Here is a 17,763-nt window from a genome sequence, read left to right on the forward strand (position 1 = left end):
CCAGCGGTGCTGGGCTGGCCCTGCCCGTCACCGATCCCGACCTCGAGGCGCGGCTGCGCGCCCGCATGGACGAGGTCGAGAAGGCGCTGTACGGCCACGTGCAGAGCCGCTTCCCGTTCGTCACCGGCGCGGCCTCGCACCTGCTGGACGCCGGCGGCAAGCGGTTCCGCCCGCTGCTCGTGCTGCTGGCGGCTGAGGCCGGCCCGCACCCGCTGGCCGACGAGGTCGTCACCGCCGCCTGCGTCGTGGAGATCACCCACGTCGGCTCGCTCTACCACGACGACGTGATGGACGAGGCCGCCCTGCGCCGCGGGGCCGCCTCGGCCAACGCCCGCTGGGACAACCTGGTCGCGATCCTCACCGGCGACTTCCTCTTCGCCAAGTCCTCCGAGCTCACCGCCACCCTCGGCCCCGACGCCGTCCGCATCCAGGCCGAGACCTTCTCCCGCCTGGTCGAGGGCCAGATCCTCGAGACCGTCGCCCCCGGCCCCGACGACGACCCGCTCCAGCACTACCTCGAGGTCGTGGCCGGCAAGACCGGCTCGCTCATCGCCACCTCCGCGCGCTACGGCGCCCGCTTCGGCGGTGCCCCCACCGAGGTCGAGGAGGCCCTCGCGGCGTACGGCGAGATCGTCGGCTCCGCCTTCCAGCTCTCCGACGACATCCTCGACATCGCCTCGGACTCGGTCGAGTCCGGCAAGACGCCAGGCACCGACTTGCGCGAGGGCGTCCCCACGCTCCCCTCGCTCATGGCCGCCGCCTCGACCGACCCCGCCGACGAGCGCCTCCGCTCGCTGCTCGGCCGCCCGCTCACCGACGACGCCGAGCACGCCGAGGCCCTGGCCCTGCTGCGTGCCCACCCGGCCATGGCCCAGGCCAGCGCCTACGTCGTCGACCGCGCCGCCGAGGCCAAGGCGCTGCTCACCGCCCTGCCGCCCGGCCCCGTCCGCGACGCGCTCGAGGCCTTCGCCGACGCGGTCGCGACGCGCTCGAGCTGACGGCGCACGTCACCCCCTGGGGTGGTCAGGTGCCCTAGGGTCCTCCCGTGCAGACCCGGTCGCTCCTCGTCGCCCCGCTCCTCGCCCTCGGTGCCCTCGTCGTGCTGCCGGCGCCCGCCGCCCACGCCGCGGGAGTGCTCTACGCCTCGCCGTCGGGGGTCGGGCTCCTGGACTGCGGTACGCCGGCCACGGCCTGCAACATCGAGAAGGCGGTCGGGTCCGCGGGAGCGGGCGATCAGGTCGTCCTCGCGCCAGGCACCTACGCGACCACGACCCAGCTGAGCAACGCCAACGGGATCTACCTGCACGGCACAGCGGGCCAGGCGCGGCCGGTGATCTCGAGCAACGTCGCCTTCCCGCTGCAGCTGTCGGGCGATGCGCCCGGCACGCCGGCCCGGGTGAGCGACCTGAGCATCGTGCACTCCGCCAACGCAGGTCAGGGGCTGCGCGTCAGCTCCAGCGGGATCGTCGAGCGGGTCGATGTCCGCTCGAGCAGCGGCACTGCGTGCGAGTTCGCGCTCAACAACACCGTCCGGGACACCCTGTGCGTGGCCACCGGCGCCGATGCGATCGCCATCTCCGCCGGTGGCTCCGCCGGCGCCATGGCCAACCTCACCTGGCGCCTGCGCAACGTCACGGCCATCGCCACCGGACCGCTCGGCACCGGCGTGGCCGCCAGCCTCAGCGGCGGCGGCAAGCTCACGGTCGACCTGCGCAACGTCATCGCCTCAGGCGGCGGTGAGGACATCGCCGCGTCCACGCCGGACGCCACCACCGTGACGGTCGTGGCCCAGAGCTCCAACTACGACAAGGTGACCACCAGCGGTGCCGGCACCGTGACCCCGGCCGGCTCGGGCACCAACCAGACCGCCGCGCCGGTCTTCACCGACGCCACGACCTACCACGAGGCCGCGACCTCGCCGACGGTCGACGCCGGCACGAGCGACGGCTACGTCGGCGCCACCGACCTCGACGGACAGGCCCGGCTCCAGGGCCCGGCGGTGGACATCGGCGCCGACGAGACGGCCCGCCCGGTCCCGCCGCCGCTCGACACCGCGGCGCCCGACACGGCACTCGGCCAGACGCCCAAGAAGCGCACGACCAAGCGGAAGGCGCGCTTCACCTTCACCGCGAGCGAGGCCGGCGCCACCTTCACCTGCCGGGTGGATAAGAAGGCAGCCCGGCCCTGCACCTCGCCGTTCACGGTCAAGGTCAGGCCCGGCAAGCACACGCTGAGCGTCGCCGCCCGCGACGCCGCGGGCAACGTCGACGCCACACCGGCGACGTGCACCTGGAAGGTGCGGAAGAAGCGCCGCTAGGCCGCGGACGCCAGCGCCGCCAGCCGCAGCTGCCGGCGCCGGTGCGAGGTCGCCTCGACGGTGAAGACGGCGAGGGCGGCCCAGACCAGGACGAAGCCGGCCCAGCGGCCGGGGGTCATGTCCTCGTGGAAGTACAGGACGCCGAGGGCGAACTGGATGACGGGGGCGAGGTACTGCAGGAGCCCGAGGGTGACCATCGAGACGCGGGTGGCGGCGGCGCCGAAGCAGATGAGCGGCACGGCGGTGATCAGCCCGGACGAGGCGAGCAGGAGCGCGTGGCCGACGCCGTGGCTGCCGAAGTTCGAGGCGCCGGTGGCGGTCAGCCAGACGACGTACGCCGCGGCGAAGGGCGCGATGAACGTCGTCTCCAGGGCCAGGGACTCCACGGCGCCGACGTTGGCGGACTTCTTGCACAGGCCGTAGGTGCCGAAGGAGAAGGCCAGGACGAGCGCGACCCACGGTGGGTGGCCGTAGTCGACGGTGAGCACGACGACGGCCAGGGTGGCCACGCCGATGGCCGCCCACTGCAGCGGCCGCAGCCGCTCGCCGAGGATGAGCACGCCCATGAGCACGGTGACGAGCGGGTTCACGAAGTAGCCGAGCGAGGTCTCCACGACCCGGTCGTTGTTCACGCCCCAGATGTAGGTCGCCCAGTTCACGGTGATGGTCAGCGCGGCCACGGCGAGCAGGAGCACGGTGCGCCGGGACTCGAAGAGGGCACGGAAGTGCCGAGTGCGCCGCAGCACGACGAGCAGGACGCCCATGGTCACCAGCGACCAGAGGACCCGGTGGGCGAGGATCTCCAGAGCGCCCGCGGGCTCGAGGTGGGGCCAGTAGAGCGGGAACCCGCCCCACATGGCGTACGCCGCGACGCCGAGCAGCAGCCCGCGTCGCTGGTCCGTCACGACCGAAGGCTAGTAGGGCTCCGAGGTGGACCAGAGGGCACCCCCGGAGGCGTTTGGGCATGCCCCAGGAGGGATAAGGTTCAGCCAGTCAGCACCCGGACAGTGGGAGGAACTCCATGCGGCTCGCTCGCACCATCGGCGCCCTCGTCGCCTTGATCATGGCCGTCACCATGGGCCAGGCCCTCGTCTCGCCCTCGCAGGCGGCCAAGGCCACCAAGCACCAGATCACGGCGCAGGGGTACGAGAAGGGCAACACCAACAAGTTCTACGTCAAGGGCAAGATCGCCACCGCCCCCAAGACCAAGGTCAAGGTCCTGCGCAACGTCTCCGGTGGCCCGTTCAAGGCCTACAAGACGTTCAAGACCAAGAGCTCGGGCAAGTTCAACGTCAAGATCGACCAGGTCGGCAACAAGAAGACCTGCTTCAAGATCCAGGTCCCGGCCAAGAACGGCTACAAGAAGACCACCAGCCCGAACCTCGGCTGCATCACCACGTACTGATCCAGCACTGAGGCGGCCAGGAGCCGACGAGGGCCCCCACCGCGTGCGGTGGGGGCCCTCGCTCTGTCCGGGTGGGGCGTGCCTCAGACGACGGTCCAGGTGTCGCCGCCGCCGATGAGCGCGGCGAGGCGGTCCTGGCGGGTGCCGGCGACGCTCTCCTGGGCCGTGGCGACCTGGACGCGCGCCTGGTCGTCGTACGTCGGGCGCTCGACCTGGCGGAAGATGCCGATCGGCGCCTGGTGCAGGTAGCCCGCGTCGGTCAGCCGCGACAGCGCGAACGCCACCGTCGGGTCGGGATTGTGCGCGTCGTGCACCAGGACGGCGTCCTCGCCGACGTCGGCCACCAACGCGACCTTCACGCCGCCGGTCTCGGAGTCGCGGACGATCCCCTTGGCACCGTCCAGACCGAAGCGGATCGGCTGGCCGTGCTCGAGCGGGATGATCGCGTCGGCCTTGGTGTCGGCGCCCTTGATCGCGTCGAAGGCGCCGTCGTTGAAGATCGGGCAGTTCTGGTAGATCTCGACCAGCGACGTGCCGCGGTGCGCGGCGGCCGCGGACAGCACCGCGGTGAGGTGCTTGCGGTCGGAGTCGATGGTGCGGGCCACGAAGCTCGCCTCGGCGCCCAGCGCCAGCGAGACCGGGTTGAACGGGTGGTCGACCGAGCCCATCGGGGTGGACTTGGTGACCTTGCCGGCCTCGGAGGTGGGGGAGTACTGGCCCTTGGTCAGCCCGTAGATCCGGTTGTTGAACAACAGGATCGTCATGTTGACGTTGCGGCGCAGGGCGTGGATGAGGTGGTTGCCGCCGATCGACAGCGCGTCGCCGTCACCGGTGACCACCCACACCGACAGGTCCTCGCGCGCGGTGGCGATGCCGGTCGCGATCGACGGCGCGCGACCGTGGATCGAGTGCATGCCGTAGGTGTCGAGGTAGTAGGGGAACCGCGAGCTGCAGCCGATGCCGGAGACGAAGACGATGTTCTCCCGGCGCAGTCCCAGCTGGGGCAGGAAGCCCTGGACCGCCTTGAGCACGGCGTAGTCGCCGCACCCGGGGCACCAGCGGACCTCCTGGTCGGAGGTGTACTCCTTGGCGTTCTGCGGGCCGTCGAAGGTGGGGACGCCCTCGATGCCGGAGCGCTGGCCGGGCAGGCCGAGATCGATGCTCATGCGTCTGCTTCCTGGGTGGCGGTGGTCAGGGAGACCTCGATGCCCTCGGCCTCGGCCACCAGGTGCCCGATGGCGTCGGCCAGGACGGCGGCCTTGATCGGCATGCCGTTGACCTGGTTGTAGCCGATGGCGTCGACGAGGTACTTGCCGCGCAGCAGCAGCGCGAGCTGGCCGAGGTTCATCTCGGGCACGAGCACCTTGTCGTAGCGCTTGAGGATCTCCCCGAGGTCCTGGGGGAAGGGGTTGAGGTGGCGCAGGTGAGCCTGGGCGACCCGGTAGCCGGCCTTGCGGACCCGGCGCACCCCGGCGCCGATCGGCCCGTACGTCGAGCCCCAGCCGATGACGAGGACCTTGGCGTGCTCCCCGTCGGGCCCGACCGGGTCGTCGACCTGCAGCGGCGGCAGCGACTCGGCGATCCGGTCCACCTTGGCCTGGCGGGTGCGGACCATGAGGTCGTGGTTGGCCGGGTCGTAGGAGATGTTGCCGTGGCCCTCGCCCTTCTCCAGCCCGCCGATGCGGTGCTCGAGGCCGGGCGTGCCGGGCACGGCCCACGGCCGCGCCAGGGTCTCCTCGTCGCGGAGGTAGGGCCAGAACTCGGGGTCGCCCTGGGCGGTCTCGTGGTTGGGCTCGGTGGCGAACGCCGGGTCGATCGTGGGCAGGTCGTCGACCTCGGGGATGCGCCAGGGCTCGGAGCCGTTGGCCAGGTAGCCGTCGGAGAGCAGCATCACCGGGGTGCGGTAGGTGACCGCGATCCGGACCGCCTCGAGCGCGGCGTCGAAGCAGTCGCCGGGTGACTGCGGCGCCACGATCGGGACCGGGGCCTCGCCGTTGCGCCCGAACATGGCCTGGAGCAGGTCGGCCTGCTCGGTCTTGGTCGGCAACCCGGTCGACGGGCCGCCGCGCTGCACGTCGACCACGACCAGCGGGAGCTCGGTCATGACCGCGAGCCCGATGGCCTCCGACTTGAGCGCGATGCCGGGCCCGGAGGTCGAGGTGACCCCGAGCTTGCCGGCGAACGACGCGCCGATCGCGGCGCCGATGCCCGCGATCTCGTCCTCGGCCTGGAACGTCGTCACGCCGAACGCCTTGTGCTTGCTCAGCTCGTGGAGGATGTCGGAGGCCGGGGTGATCGGGTAGGTGCCGAGCACGATGTCGAGCCCGGACTGCACCCCGCCGGCCACCAGCCCGTAGGCCAGGGCCAGGTTGCCCGAGATGTTGCGGTAGGTGCCGGCCGCCATGGGGGCCGGCTTCACCTCGTACTGCACCGAGAACGCTTCGGTGGTCTCCCCGAAGTTCCAGCCGGCCTTGAACGCCGCGATGTTGGCGTCGCGGATCGCCTCGACCTTGGCGAACCGCTTGGCCAGGAACGCCGTGGTGGTCTCGGTCGGGCGGCCGTACATCCACGACAGCAGCCCGAGGGCGAACATGTTCTTGGCCCGCGAGGCGTCCTTGCGGGACAGGCCGAACTCCTTCACCGCCGCCACGGTCATCCCGGTCAGGTCGACGGTGTGCAACGCGAACTCGGCCAACGAGGTGTCGTCCTCGTCGAGAGGGTTGGAGGCGTAGCCGGCCTTGGTCAGGTTGCGGTCGGTGAAGTCGGCGGTGTCCACGATGATCGTGGCGCCCTTGGGCAGGTCGCCCACGTTGGCCTTGAGCGCGGCCGGGTTCATGGCCACCAGCACGTCCGGAGCGTCGCCCGCGGTGAGGATGTCGTGGTCGGCGAAGTGGACCTGGAACGACGAGACGCCGGGCAGGGTCCCCTGTGGCGCGCGGATCTCGGCGGGGAAGTTCGGCAGCGTCACCAGGTCGTTGCCGAACGCCGCGGACTCCGCGGTGAACCGGTCACCCGTCAGCTGCATCCCGTCACCGGAGTCGCCCGCGAACCGGATGATGACCCGGTCGAGCTGCTTGACCTGCTTGGACAACGTCCTGCCACTTCCTCGTGCCTCGACGACCGCGCGCTCGAGAGCCGGGCGCACCCCTTCTCAGGGTAGTCAGCGCCGGCCTGGGACCCCACTCGTCTCTGTCCCTGGGCGCGTGACGCGCGACACGTGGCGGGCATTTGCCACCAACCCTGCTAAGTCCAGTAGTCTGCTTCAGATTACTGAGTCAATGGTCGCGGTCCGGGACGCGGCTCCGGGTGCACAGAAGAGGAAGACATGAACAAGACGCTCAAGGTCGCGGCGGTCGTCGCCCTCACCGGCAGCCTCGCGCTCACCGCCTGCGGAGACGACTCCGACAGCGGTTCGGGCAGCGGTGGCAGCGGGACCACGCTCAACATCGTCGGCTACTCCGTGCTGGAGCAGGCGAACAAGGGCGTCATCAGCGCCTTCCAGAAGACCGACGCCGGCAAGGACGTGGAGTTCAAGGAGTCCTACGGCGCCTCGGGCGACCAGTCCCGCGCCGTGGTCGCCGGGGCCAAGGCCGACGAGGTCCACCTCTCCCTCGAGCCCGACGTGACCCGTCTGGTCGACGAGGGCCTCGTGGCCGACGACTGGAAGGACGACGACACCAAGGGCATCTGCACCAGCTCCGTCGTCGTCTTCGTGGTCCAGAAGGGCAACCCCAAGGGCATCGAGAGCTGGGACGACCTGATCCAGCCGGGCGTCGGAATCGTCACCCCGAACCCGGCCTCCTCGGGCTCGGCCAAGTGGAACCTCCTCGCGGCGTACGGCGCGGCGAAGGACGAGGGTGGCAGCGACGAGGCCGCCCAGGACTACATGACCAAGTTCTTCGGCAACGTCGCCGCGCTGCCCGACAGCGGCCGCGACGCCACCACCGCCTTCACCAGCGGCACCGGCGACGTGCTGCTCTCCTACGAGAACGAGGCGATCCTCGCCCGCCAGAGCGGCCAGGACTTCGACTACGTGATCCCGGACGAGACCCTCTCGATCGAGAACCCGTGCGCCGTCCTCAAGGACGCGCCCCAGGCGGCGACCGACTTCCTGGACTTCCAGAAGTCCGAGGACGGCCAGAAGCTGTACGCCGAGACCGGCTACCGCCCGCTCGTCGACGTCCCCGACCTCGAGGTCGAGGGCGCCAATGACCCGAGCGACCCGTTCCCGGCCCCGGGCACGCTGCTGACGATCGACGACGACTTCGGTGGCTGGGCGGACGCCAACACGAAGTTCTTCGACGAGAACGACGGGATCCTGACCAAGATCCAGGCCGACGCGGGTCAGTAGCGACCGATGTCGACTGCGACCACGAGTGTCGCGGGAGGCCGGCCGGCGCGCGTGCGCCGGTCGGCCTCGCGGCACAACCTGACGAAGGGCTCCGCCCTCGGTCTGGGCGTCGCGCTGATCTGGTTCAGCCTCCTGGTCCTGATCCCCCTCTGTGCCGTCGTCGCGACGGCCGGCGAGGACGGGTTCGGGGTCTTCAAGGACGCGCTGACCAACCGGCAGACGCTCAACGCCCTCAAGCTGACCGTCTTCAGCTCCCTCGGTGTCACCGCGGTGAACATCGTGATGGGGACGATCATCGCCTGGGTCCTGGTCCGGGACCGGTTCCCGGGCAAGTCCCTCATCGACCTGGTCATCGACATCCCGTTCGCGATGCCGACGATCGTCGCCGGTCTGGTCCTGCTCTCCCTGTACGGCGCTCAGAGCCCGCTCGGCCTGGAGTGGAACAACACCCGCAAGGCGGTGTTCCTGGCCCTGGCCTTCGTGACCGTCCCGTTCGTGGTGCGCACGGTTCAGCCGGTGCTGGAGGAGATGGACACCGACGTGGAGGACGCGGCCGCGTCCCTCGGGGCGAGCCGCGCGACGACGTTCCGCCGGATCATCCTGCCGACCCTGGCGCCGGCGATCTTCGCGGGCGCGACGCTGTCGTTCGCGCGCGCCATCAGCGAGTACGGCTCGCTGGTCCTGCTCAGCGGCAACCTGCCCAACCGCACCGAGGTCGCGTCGGTCCGGGTCTACAGCGCGATCGAGGGCGGCAACCAGCAGTCGGCGGCCGCCGTCGCGACCATCTTGCTCTTGGTGGCGCTGGTCGCGATCGTGGTCTTCGACCTGATCCAGAGGAGGTTGGCGCGTCGTGGCTAGCACCCGGTCCACCGTCGTCGGCTCCGGCAGCCCCGCGCTCAAGTGGGTGCTGCGCCTGGTCGTCGTCGGCTACCTGTTCTTCCTCGTGGCCTGGCCCACCGGGCTCATCGCCCGGCGTACGTTCGAGGGCGGCACGCAGGCCTTCCAGGACGCGCTGAGCGACCCCGACGTCACCCACGCGCTCAAGCTGAGCATCACCGTGGCGATCGTCGCGGTGCTGATCAACCTGGTCTTCGGCGTGGGCATGTCGCTGCTGCTGGTGCGCTACGAGTTCCCCGGCAAGCGGGTGCTCTCGGCGCTCATCGACCTGCCGCTGGCGGTCTCGCCGATCGTGGTCGGCCTCGCGCTGATCCTGGTCTACAACGGCCGCTACGGCTGGTTCGGGCCCACGCTCGAGGACCACGGGCTGCAGATCGTCTTCGCCAAGCCGGGCATGATCATGGCCACCGCCTTCGTGGCGCTGCCACTGGTCATCCGCGAGGTCGTGCCCGTCCTGGAGGACATGGGCGACGACCAGGAGCAGGCCGCGAACAGCCTCGGCGCCAACGCCTGGCAGACCTTCTGGCGGATCACGCTGCCGGGCATCAAGTGGGCCGTCGTGTACGGCGTCGTGCTCAGCCTGGCCCGGTCGCTCGGTGAGTTCGGCGCCGTCAAGGTCGTGGCCGGCAACGTCAGCGGCGAGACCACCACCGCTCCGGTCCTGGTGCAGCAGAAGTACCAGAACTTCGAGCAGCAGACGGCCTACGCCGTCTCGTTCATCCTCGTCGCCGTAGCGGTCGTCTGCTTGATCGTCGTCGCGCTGCTGCGGCCCAAGGACCACAAGACCCCGGCCGCCGCGGCGGCCCCCCAGGGAGAGAAAGCATGAGCATCGACGTCTCCGGTCTGACCAAGACCTTCGGTGACTTCGTCGCGCTCGACGACGTCACCGTCTCGCTGCCCACCGGGCAGCTCACCGCCCTGCTCGGCCCCTCGGGCGGCGGCAAGTCCACGCTGCTGCGTGTCATCGCCGGGCTCGACACCGCCGACCGCGGCACGGTCACCATCGAGGGCCGCGAGGCCACCAACCTGCCGGCGCGCAAGCGCAACGTCGGCTTCGTGTTCCAGCACTACGCCGTCTTCAAGCACATGACGGTGGCCAAGAACGTCGCCTTCGGCCTGGAGATCCGCAAGCGGCCCAAGGCCGAGATCGCCCAGCGGGTCGACGAGCTGCTCGAGCTGGTGCACCTGTCGCAGTTCCGCGACCGGATGCCCAGCCAGCTCTCCGGCGGTCAGCGCCAGCGCATGGCGCTGGCCCGGGCCCTGGCCGTGGAGCCCACCGTGCTGCTGCTCGACGAGCCGTTCGGCGCGCTGGACGCCAAGGTCCGCAAGGAGCTGCGCGACTGGCTGCGACGCCTGCACGACGAGGTGCACACCACGACGATCTTCGTGACCCACGACCAGGAGGAGGCCCTCGAGGTCGCCGACGAGATCGTGGTCATCAACGAGGGTCGGGTGGAGCAGATCGGCAGCCCGGACGAGCTCTACGACAACCCGGCCAACGACTTCGTGATGCGCTTCCTCGGCGAGACCACCGACCTCGGCGACCAGACCGTGCGGCCGCACGACATCGACGTCTCCACCCAGCCGGTGCCGGGCGCGGTCCAGGGCACGGTGACCCGGATCCTGCGGGTCGGCTTCGAGGTGCGGGTCACGGTCACCGCCACGGACGGCTCGGACGTGCTGGTCACCATGACCCGCACCCTGGCCCGCAACGTCGGTGTGGTCGAGGGCGCCACGGTCTGGCTCAGCGCGGCCAAGGGCGCCACGAGCGTCCGCAGCATGGCGACCGCCTGACCTCCCCGGGCTGCGTCTAGCGTCGGCTCCGTGGAGGAGTACGACGTCGCGGTGCTCGGCGCGGGGCCGGCCGGGTCGTCCGCGGCCCGGGCGGCCGCGCAGGCCGGCGCCCGCGTGGTCGTCCTCGACCGGGCGGCGTTCCCGCGCTACAAGACCTGCGGCGGCGGGCTGATCGGCCCGTCGCTGCGGGCGCTGCCGGGGGCGCCGCCGGTCCGCGCGGCCATCACCCGCGTCTCGCTCTCCCTGGACGGCCGGCGCCGGCGCACGCGGGTGGTCGACGAGCCGTGCCTGCAGATGGTCACCCGCCCCGAGCTGGACGTCTGGCTGCTGGACCGGGCGGCCGCCGCCGGCGCCGAGGTGCGGGTGCCGTGCCGGTTCGTGTCCCTCGACGACGACGTCGTGACCACCGACGCGGGCTCGTTCCGGGCCGGTGTGGTCGTCGCGGCCGACGGCACGTCCAGCCGGCTGGCCCGCGAGGTCGGCGTACGACTGGGACACGTGGACCTCGGCCTCGAGCTGGAGCTGGAGGCGGGGCCCCAGGCCGAGCGGTGGGCGGACCGGGTGCACCTGGACTGGGGGCCGCTGCCCGGCTCCTACGCCTGGGTCTTCCCGAAGGGCGACACGCTCACCGTCGGCGTCATCGCGGCGCGCGGACTCGGCGACGCCACCCGCCGCTACCTGCGCGACGTGGTCACCCGCCTCGGCCTGGACGGCCTCCGCGTGGTGCACGACTCCGGCCACCTGACCCGCTGCCGGACGCCGGACTCGCCGCTGGGCCGCGGCCGGGTGCTGCTGGCCGGCGACGCGGCCGGGCTGCTCGAGCCCTGGACGCGCGAGGGCATCTCCTTCGCCACCCGCTCCGGCGCCCTGGCCGGGGCGGCCGCGGCCGGCGGGCCGGACGGAGCGGTCGAGCGCTACCGGGCGGGGCTCGCGGTCGAGCTGCTGCCGGAGATGGCCGCGGGGGAGCGGTGCCTGCGGGCGTTCGAGCGCCGGCCCTGGGCGTTCCACGAGCTGATCCGCTCCACGTCGGTGGGGTGGCACCAGTTCGCCCGCATCACCCGCGGCGACACCACGCTGGCCCGGGCGGTCGAGCGCCGGCCGGTGCGGGCGGGCCTGGGGCTGCTCAGCCTCCCGGACCGCCCGCTGCTGTCCTAGGGCCCGGCGCCCGCGCGGCGTACCGCAGGAGCTCGAGGAGGATCCCGGCGTTGCCCATGGCCCAGCCGCTGCGCGGCTCGAGGTCGGGCGGGTCGGCGCGGTGCTCGTGGTTGGACCACCGGACGCCCGCCTCGTCGTGGAGGGCGCGGGCGCGCAGGTCCTCGACCAGGACCTCGGCGAAGGCCAGGTCGCCGCGGTCCAGAGCCAGCGCCAGCACCCCGGCCGTCCCGCAGCAGCGCCCGTGGTTGTCCCAGAACCCCGGCCGCAGCCGGCGCGGCAGTCCCGAGGTGGTGACCGTGTGCCAGCAGGCGTCCGCCCGCGCCGTCCACGCGTCGTCGCCCGTGACGTCGCGCAGCGCCGCGAAGACCTGCGCGTCCCCCGTCGGGCCGTTGCACCAGCCCAGGCTCCAGCGCTCGATCAGCTCGGGCCGGTGCGGCGGGTCGGAGTGCGGCACGAGGAAGCCGTCCGGACCGGCCTCGTTGCGCGCGACCACGTCGGCTGCCCCCGCCAGCGCCAGGTCCACCAGGTCGTCCCGGCCGGTGGCCGCGCCCACCCGGGCCAGGGCCAGCACGATGCCCAGGGTCCCGTGGGCCACGTGGTGCGAGCGGGCCGGTGACGGGCGTACCGCCCAGTTCACGCCGCCCGGCGTGCGGTCCGCCGTGGCGACGTACGGCGTCACCGCGGCGAGCGCGAGGTCGACGTCGCCCACGCGCAAGGCGCTCAGCGCGATGCCGGCGTTGCCGCCCAGCAGCTCGAACACCGGGCCCCACCGCTCCCCGTCGAACCGCGCTCGCACGTGGTCCAGGGCCCGCGCAGCGTCCTCGGGCCGCCCCGCGGCGTCCAGCGCGACCGCGTGGCCGGTCAGCCCGAAGAACAGCGACGAGTCCTCGGTCCGGTCCACGGACTCGGCGAGCTCCTTAGCCAGGACGTCCGCCCGCGACCGGTAGCGCTCGTCAGAGAGTGCCTGCGCCGCGTCCAGCAGGGCGAGGAGGACGCCGGCCCGCCCGTGGTACAGCGAGTCGCCCTGGGGTGGCTGCCCCAGCAGCCACTCGGCCGCGCCGCGGACGAGCGCGTCCACCGCGCGGGCCACCGCTGGCTCAGCGGTAGTTGGTGAACTGCACCGCGAAGTCGTAGTCCTGCTCGCGCACGAGCCGCTGGACCTCCTGGAGGTCGTCGCGCTTCTTCGACGACACCCGCAGCTCGTCACCCTGGATCTGGGCCTTGACGCCCTTGGGGCCGTCGTCGCGGATCAGCTTGGTGATCTTCTTGGCGTCCTCGGAGCTGATCCCCTCCTTGAGGGTGATCCCGATCTTGGACTGCTGGCCCGACGGCCGCGGCTCGGAGGCGTCCAGCACCTTGAGGGACACGTCGCGCTTGATCAGCTTCTGCTTGAACACGTCGAGCACCGCGGTCGCGCGGTCGTCGGCGGAGGCGCTGATCTCGATCGCCTGCTCGCCCTGCCACTCGATCGCGGCCCCGGTCCCCTTGAAGTCGAACCGCGTGGAGATCTCCCGCGCGGTCTGCCCCAGCGCGTTGTCCACCTCCTGGCGGTCGATCTTGCTCACGATGTCGAACGACGAGTCAGCCATCTCTCAGCTCCCTGCGATTCTTCCGCGCCGTCTGCGCTGCGCTATTGTTTCGCTCCGTTGTCGACCCGCCAACCCGGGTCCGGCGGCACCCAGGCAGGTTGCCCGAGCGGCCAATGGGAGCGGACTGTAAATCCGTCGCGAAAGCTTCGCAGGTTCGAATCCTGCACCTGCCACGTGGTTGCTGATGGCGGCACACCTCGGCTCGTCCAGGTGTGCCGCCATCGTCGCGCTCACGACAGGATGGCAGGGCGCACGTCCGCGGGCTGCAGACCGGCTCAGAAATAGGCGTTGCCGGGGAACGGCGCTCCGTTGACGTGGTGATCACCGACCGCGGATGCCTTGAGGAAGGTCGGGTTGTGGGTCGAAGCCACCCGAGCGTTGCGCCAGTGCCGGTCGAGGTTGTGGACCTTCTGCGTCGCCGAAGCGCCGCCGACGTCGAAGAGCTTGGCGGCGGTCGCATACGAGAACCGGTCGATCGCGATCTTGGCCTGCGCGGCAGCGAGCTGGGCGGCTTCGGCCGCCGTCGGGTCAGGTGCGCCGTCGACGACCGAGTCGAAGGCCACCTGGATGGCGTCTGCGGCAGCGAGGACGATGGCTTCGGCCGCGAAGGCATCCGCGGAGATCTCGCCGACGACCTGCAGGACCTGTCGGTCGTCGGCTGCTGAACCGCTCGAGGCGTGGCTGAAGTTGCGGGCGCGCCGCTGGACGAGTGACACGGCGTCGTTGCGCACGCTGCGCAGGATGCCGGCCGTGACCGCCTGCAGGTAGAGCTGCAGGAAGGCGCCCATGTAGCCGGTCGGCTGGTCGTCTGGGTCGCCCAGGTCGAAGAACTCCTCGCGTCTGCCGCCGGCTGGCCGGGCCGGTCGAGCACCGCTTCGACGACGTCCCGGTCACCTCCTCCGAGGACGGTGCCATCACGCTCGACGAGGGACTGGCCCGGTTCGACTGCACGATCTACAACGAGGTCGAGGCCGGTGACCACACGATCGTGATCCTCCAGCTGCACGCCGTGGAGCACACCGACACGTCGCTGCCGCTCGTCTTCCACCGCAGCGCCTTCGGCAGCCTCTCCGAGCCCGCCTGATCCGCTCCCCCATCCCTTGGCGCCGCAACCCGCACCCGGTTGCGGCGCCAGGTCTCATCGCCGAGCTGTGACCACGTCGCGGGGCCACTCGCGCAGACGGCCCCCACCGATCGGTGGGGGTCTTCTCGTGTCGTCGCCCTCCGGCCGGCCCGGTCGTTCTGTCGCACGAGAGGACCGCGGGACGCTAGCGTGCGGCCACCTCTTCGAAAGGCTTTCGCATGCACCTCTCACGCGCCGCGCGGATCGCGGCCCTCACCACGACCTCGGCCCTGGCCGCGGCGACGCTCGTCGCCATGGCGCCCGCCGCGCAGGCGGCGGTCATCACCGGGACCACCATGGTCGGCCTCGGCTCCACCAAGGACGCCGCCTGCACCGACTCCGCGGCGGACACCTCGCCGGACCAGACCGTGCCGCTGGCGGCCGACGGCGCCGCCAAGACCGCGAGCCTGTCGTACGCGAACACCGTCACCAAGGCCGGCTCTCCCGGCGAGGTCACCACGGTGACGGCGTCCGCGACGAGCACCGTGACGGCGACCCAGGCGGCGGGGCAGCTGAGCCAGGTCGTCATCGACACCAGCTACTCCGCCTCGGTGAACGCCGCCCTGGGTGCCGCTCAGACGTGCAAGGTCTCCGCGAACATCGGTGGCCAGACGACGTACCAGTTCGACCTGGTCGCCCCGGCCTACGTCACCGTGACCACCGAGGCGCGGGGCGGGGTCGTGCAGAGCATCACCGCGAACTCCCTCTCCTCCCTCAGCACCGTCAGGCTCGTCGGCAACTTCGTCGGCGGACCGCACAGTGTGGGCACGGCGTCGGCGCTGCTGCCGGCCGGTGTCAACTACATCACCCAGTACGTCCACCAGGACCAGGTCGATGCGGCCAGCCCGACCAACACGCGTACGTCGACCACCGGCTCGGCCAAGACCACCATCACCCTGCAGACGCCCGGCATCGCCCAGGGCGCCGCCACCGGCGACGGCGGCAAGTACCTCACCCTGGCTGCGGGTCGCGACTGCACGGCGGGCACCCTCGCCGGGACCTGGACCAAGGCCGTCGGCAAGGGCAAGAAGAGCAAGATCAAGAAGGCGCAGTTCTTCGTCAACGGCACGCAGGTCGCCACGGTGAAGAAGCCGAAGAAGGCCACCACCACGACCCTGACCGGGCTCGACCCGAGCAAGGCCGCAGCGGTCGAGGTGAAGCTCACGCTCGTCAAGAAGAAGCCCGCGAAGAAGCACCACGCGCATCGCGCGGACAAGCCCACCAAGGGTGGCGGCACCGCGACGGTGGAGCAGTCGTACCTGCCCTGCTCCTGACGTCCCAGCGACGCACGACCTGAGCCGAGCCCGGCACCGCGAGGTGCCGGGCTCGGTGCGTTCAGGCGCCGGTGCGCAGGGCGTGCAGCCGCAGCGCGACCTGCAGCGGCAACCCGTGGTCGGGAGTGCGCCAGTCGTCGCCGAGGACACTGTCGACGCGCTCGAGCCGCTTGAGCAGCGTGTTGAGGTGCACGTGCAGCGCGGCGGCGGTGCGGGTCAGGTTCCCCCCGTGCTGGAAGTACGCCGTGAGCGTGGCGACCAGCTGCGTCGAGCGGCGGGTGTCGTAGGCGAGGAGCGGGGCGAGGGAGTCGGCGAAGAAGCGGTCGAGGTCGTCGGCGCGGTCGGGGTCGAAGAGCAGGGCGAACATGGCGTACTGCTCGGCGGTGGCGCCCTGGTCGGTGACGCCGAGGGTGGCCATCAGGTCGCAGCAGCGGCTGGCGCGGTCGAAGGCGCGGCCCCACGCGCCGTCGACGACGCTCTCGGCGACGACCCGCACGGGGGTGCCGAGCTCGCGGCGCAGCCGGGCGTGGACGGTCTCGGCGGTGGTCTCGGCGTCGCCGCCGGCGAGGAGGAGGGTGGCTCGACCGAGGTGCTCGCCGGCCAGGCCGCCGTGGGAGGTCGACAGGGCGTGCAGGCGGCGGCTGACCTCGGACAGGGTGCGCCCCGTGGACTCGGCGACGACGAGGGTGTCGAGGGCGGTGATGTCGACGCCGCGGGCCTGGGCGCGGGCGCGGCGGGTCGGGTTGGTCGGGGTGGTGGAGACCAGCAGCTCGGTGAGCAGCTCGCCACTCACGCGCTCCTCGGCCTCCGCGACCGCGGTCTCCTTGAGGATGAGCAGCCCCATGATCTGGGCGGCCCGCTCGAGGGTGCGCACGTCGATCGGCGCCGGCTCGTGCTCGCGGGTGAGCAGCAGCGCGCCCAGGTGGGTGTCGCCGGCCTGGATGGTGGCGGCGCTGTGCCACAGGCCGGTGCTGTCGGTGGTGGTCGCCCACCGCCCCGAGCGGCGGGCCTGCTCGACGGCGTCCGGCGAGGGCCGCCGGTCCGGCTGCTTCACGCCGCCCTCGTGCCGGCCCTGGGCGATGACCGCGCCGGTGCGGTCGAAGACCGTCACCGCGCCCTGCAGGTGGTCCACGAGCAGCTGGGCGACCTCGGCAGCGCCACCGCCCTTGAGCACGACGCCGGTCAGGGACTCGTGCACCGACTGCGCGCGCTCCACGACGGCGACCTGCTGCTCGATGGTGCGGTACGCCGCCTGCAGTTCGGCGAGCGCGGAGCGGCTCTCGGCGTACAGCCGGGCGTTGTTGAGGGCGACGGCGGCGTGGTCGGCGAACGCGCTCAGCAGCGCCACCTCGTCGTGCTCGAAGGGCCGCTCGGTGCGGTCGGCCGCGAACAGCGCACCGACCACCTCCTCGCCGACCAGCAGCGGCACGCCGAGCAGCGCGACCATCCCCTCGGGCAGCACCAGGTCGTCGAACGCGTCGTGGTGCGGGACGTCCTGGGTGGCCAGGTAGTTGCTCACCCAGGCCGGGGCCCCGGTCGCGATCACGCGCCCGCCCACGCCGGTCCCGGCCGGCACCCGGGCCGCGCTGAACGAGGACGAGATCAGGCCCTCCGAGGCCTGCAGGACCAGCTCGCCGTCGTCGTCGAGCAGCGAGAGGTAGGTGAAGTCGGTGCCGATCAGCTCGTGCGCCTGCCGCACGATCGAGTCGAGGACCACGTCGATCTCCCCGAGCGCGGTCAGCGACCGGGCGGTGGCGTAGAGGGAGCTCAGCTCGCGCTCGCGGCGGATCCGGTACGACGCGAGGTCGGGGCTGGCGGTCCGGTACCGGTCGTCGTCGGTCGTCGTCACCGGCGCAGT

General features: G+C 71.8%; 17 protein-coding genes and 1 tRNA gene. 11 read left to right on the forward strand and 7 right to left on the reverse strand.

Annotation, left to right across the window (positions count from 1 at the left end; translation table 11 throughout):
• The first annotated feature begins 65 nt into the window (after positions 1-65).
• Together G5V58_RS25380 and G5V58_RS25385 are read left to right on the forward strand one after the other, a co-directional pair.
• Positions 66-998 (forward strand): polyprenyl synthetase family protein, encoded by a 933-nt coding sequence (locus G5V58_RS25380; RefSeq protein ID WP_165239688.1) that lies wholly within the window; start codon positions 66-68, stop codon positions 996-998.
• A 47-nt stretch (positions 999-1,045) separates the two neighbouring features.
• Positions 1,046-2,317, forward strand: coding sequence for a choice-of-anchor Q domain-containing protein (locus G5V58_RS25385; protein ID WP_165238386.1), 1,272 nt, complete (start codon positions 1,046-1,048; stop codon positions 2,315-2,317).
• Here G5V58_RS25385 and rarD read toward each other — a convergent pair.
• Complete coding sequence (gene rarD, locus G5V58_RS25390) at positions 2,314-3,222, reverse strand: EamA family transporter RarD (RefSeq protein ID WP_165238388.1); 909 nt, start codon at positions 3,220-3,222, stop codon at positions 2,314-2,316. The two genes, G5V58_RS25385 and rarD, sit on opposite strands and share 4 nt — an antisense overlap.
• A gap of 116 nt (positions 3,223-3,338) precedes the next feature.
• Between rarD and G5V58_RS25395 the strand changes: the two genes are divergently transcribed.
• Complete coding sequence (locus tag G5V58_RS25395; RefSeq protein ID WP_165238390.1) at positions 3,339-3,722, forward strand: hypothetical protein; 384 nt, start codon at positions 3,339-3,341, stop codon at positions 3,720-3,722.
• Between the two features lie 83 nt (positions 3,723-3,805).
• On the opposite strand, the gene G5V58_RS25400 is transcribed toward G5V58_RS25395, so the two are convergent.
• Positions 3,806-4,888: a 2-oxoacid:ferredoxin oxidoreductase subunit beta gene (locus G5V58_RS25400; protein WP_165238392.1), complete on the reverse strand. Its 1,083-nt coding sequence runs from the start codon at positions 4,886-4,888 to the stop codon at positions 3,806-3,808.
• A complete protein-coding gene (locus tag G5V58_RS25405; RefSeq protein ID WP_196240538.1) occupies positions 4,885-6,813 on the reverse strand; it encodes a 2-oxoacid:acceptor oxidoreductase subunit alpha in 1,929 nt (642 codons plus the stop codon). Before G5V58_RS25405 ends, G5V58_RS25400 begins: the two co-directional genes overlap by 4 nt.
• Before the next feature lie 234 nt (positions 6,814-7,047).
• On the opposite strand from G5V58_RS25405, the gene G5V58_RS25410 reads away from it, so the two are divergent.
• From G5V58_RS25410 to G5V58_RS25430, 5 genes are read left to right on the forward strand one after another with little or no spacing between them, the layout of a single operon-like run.
• Positions 7,048-8,073, forward strand: a complete 1,026-nt coding sequence (locus tag G5V58_RS25410) for a sulfate ABC transporter substrate-binding protein (RefSeq protein ID WP_165238396.1) — start codon at positions 7,048-7,050, stop codon at positions 8,071-8,073.
• Positions 8,074-8,079: 6 nt separating this feature from the next.
• Positions 8,080-8,931 carry a sulfate ABC transporter permease subunit CysT gene (gene cysT, locus G5V58_RS25415; protein WP_165238398.1) on the forward strand — a complete coding sequence of 284 codons (852 nt, stop codon included), beginning with the start codon at positions 8,080-8,082 and terminating at the stop codon, positions 8,929-8,931.
• The gene (locus tag G5V58_RS25420) at positions 8,924-9,796 is read left to right on the forward strand and encodes a sulfate ABC transporter permease (RefSeq protein ID WP_165238400.1); all 873 of its coding nucleotides are present in this window, start codon (positions 8,924-8,926) and stop codon (positions 9,794-9,796) included. The genes cysT and G5V58_RS25420 overlap by 8 nt, the downstream gene beginning before the upstream one ends.
• Positions 9,793-10,764, forward strand: a complete 972-nt coding sequence (locus G5V58_RS25425) for a sulfate/molybdate ABC transporter ATP-binding protein (RefSeq protein ID WP_165238402.1) — start codon at positions 9,793-9,795, stop codon at positions 10,762-10,764. Before G5V58_RS25420 ends, G5V58_RS25425 begins: the two co-directional genes overlap by 4 nt.
• Positions 10,765-10,794: 30 nt before the next feature.
• Positions 10,795-11,919: a geranylgeranyl reductase family protein gene (locus G5V58_RS25430; protein WP_165238404.1), complete on the forward strand. Its 1,125-nt coding sequence runs from the start codon at positions 10,795-10,797 to the stop codon at positions 11,917-11,919.
• On the opposite strand, the gene G5V58_RS25435 is transcribed toward G5V58_RS25430, so the two are convergent.
• On the reverse strand, positions 11,888-13,009 hold the full coding sequence (locus G5V58_RS25435) for a lanthionine synthetase LanC family protein (RefSeq protein WP_165238406.1): 1,122 nt from the start codon (positions 13,007-13,009) through the stop codon (positions 11,888-11,890). The two genes, G5V58_RS25430 and G5V58_RS25435, sit on opposite strands and share 32 nt — an antisense overlap.
• A 7-nt stretch (positions 13,010-13,016) precedes the next feature.
• Entirely contained in the window at positions 13,017-13,508 is a 492-nt protein-coding gene (locus G5V58_RS25440) for a YajQ family cyclic di-GMP-binding protein (RefSeq protein ID WP_165238408.1), read from the reverse strand.
• 92 nt (positions 13,509-13,600) lie between these two features.
• Here G5V58_RS25440 and G5V58_RS25445 point away from each other — a divergent pair.
• Positions 13,601-13,681 (forward strand) — tRNA-Tyr (locus G5V58_RS25445).
• A 102-nt stretch (positions 13,682-13,783) separates the two neighbouring features.
• Here G5V58_RS25445 and G5V58_RS25450 read toward each other — a convergent pair.
• A complete protein-coding gene (locus tag G5V58_RS25450; RefSeq protein ID WP_165238410.1) occupies positions 13,784-14,296 on the reverse strand; it encodes an acyl-CoA dehydrogenase family protein in 513 nt (170 codons plus the stop codon).
• Between the two features lie 62 nt (positions 14,297-14,358).
• Here G5V58_RS25450 and G5V58_RS25455 point away from each other — a divergent pair, with 62 nt between their 5' ends.
• Positions 14,359-14,592, forward strand: a complete 234-nt coding sequence (locus G5V58_RS25455; RefSeq protein WP_230487415.1) for a flavin reductase family protein — start codon at positions 14,359-14,361, stop codon at positions 14,590-14,592.
• Between the two features lie 218 nt (positions 14,593-14,810).
• Positions 14,811-15,905, forward strand: coding sequence for a hypothetical protein (locus G5V58_RS25460; protein ID WP_165238412.1), 1,095 nt, complete (start codon positions 14,811-14,813; stop codon positions 15,903-15,905).
• 61 nt (positions 15,906-15,966) lie between these two features.
• Here the strand turns inward: G5V58_RS25460 and G5V58_RS25465 are convergent, their stop codons facing one another.
• A complete protein-coding gene (locus G5V58_RS25465) occupies positions 15,967-17,754 on the reverse strand; it encodes a helix-turn-helix domain-containing protein (RefSeq protein WP_196240539.1) in 1,788 nt (595 codons plus the stop codon).
• Positions 17,755-17,763 lie beyond the last annotated feature (9 nt).

The organism is Nocardioides anomalus (assembly GCF_011046535.1).
GTDB classification, from domain to species: Bacteria; Actinomycetota; Actinomycetes; order Propionibacteriales; family Nocardioidaceae; genus Nocardioides; species Nocardioides anomalus.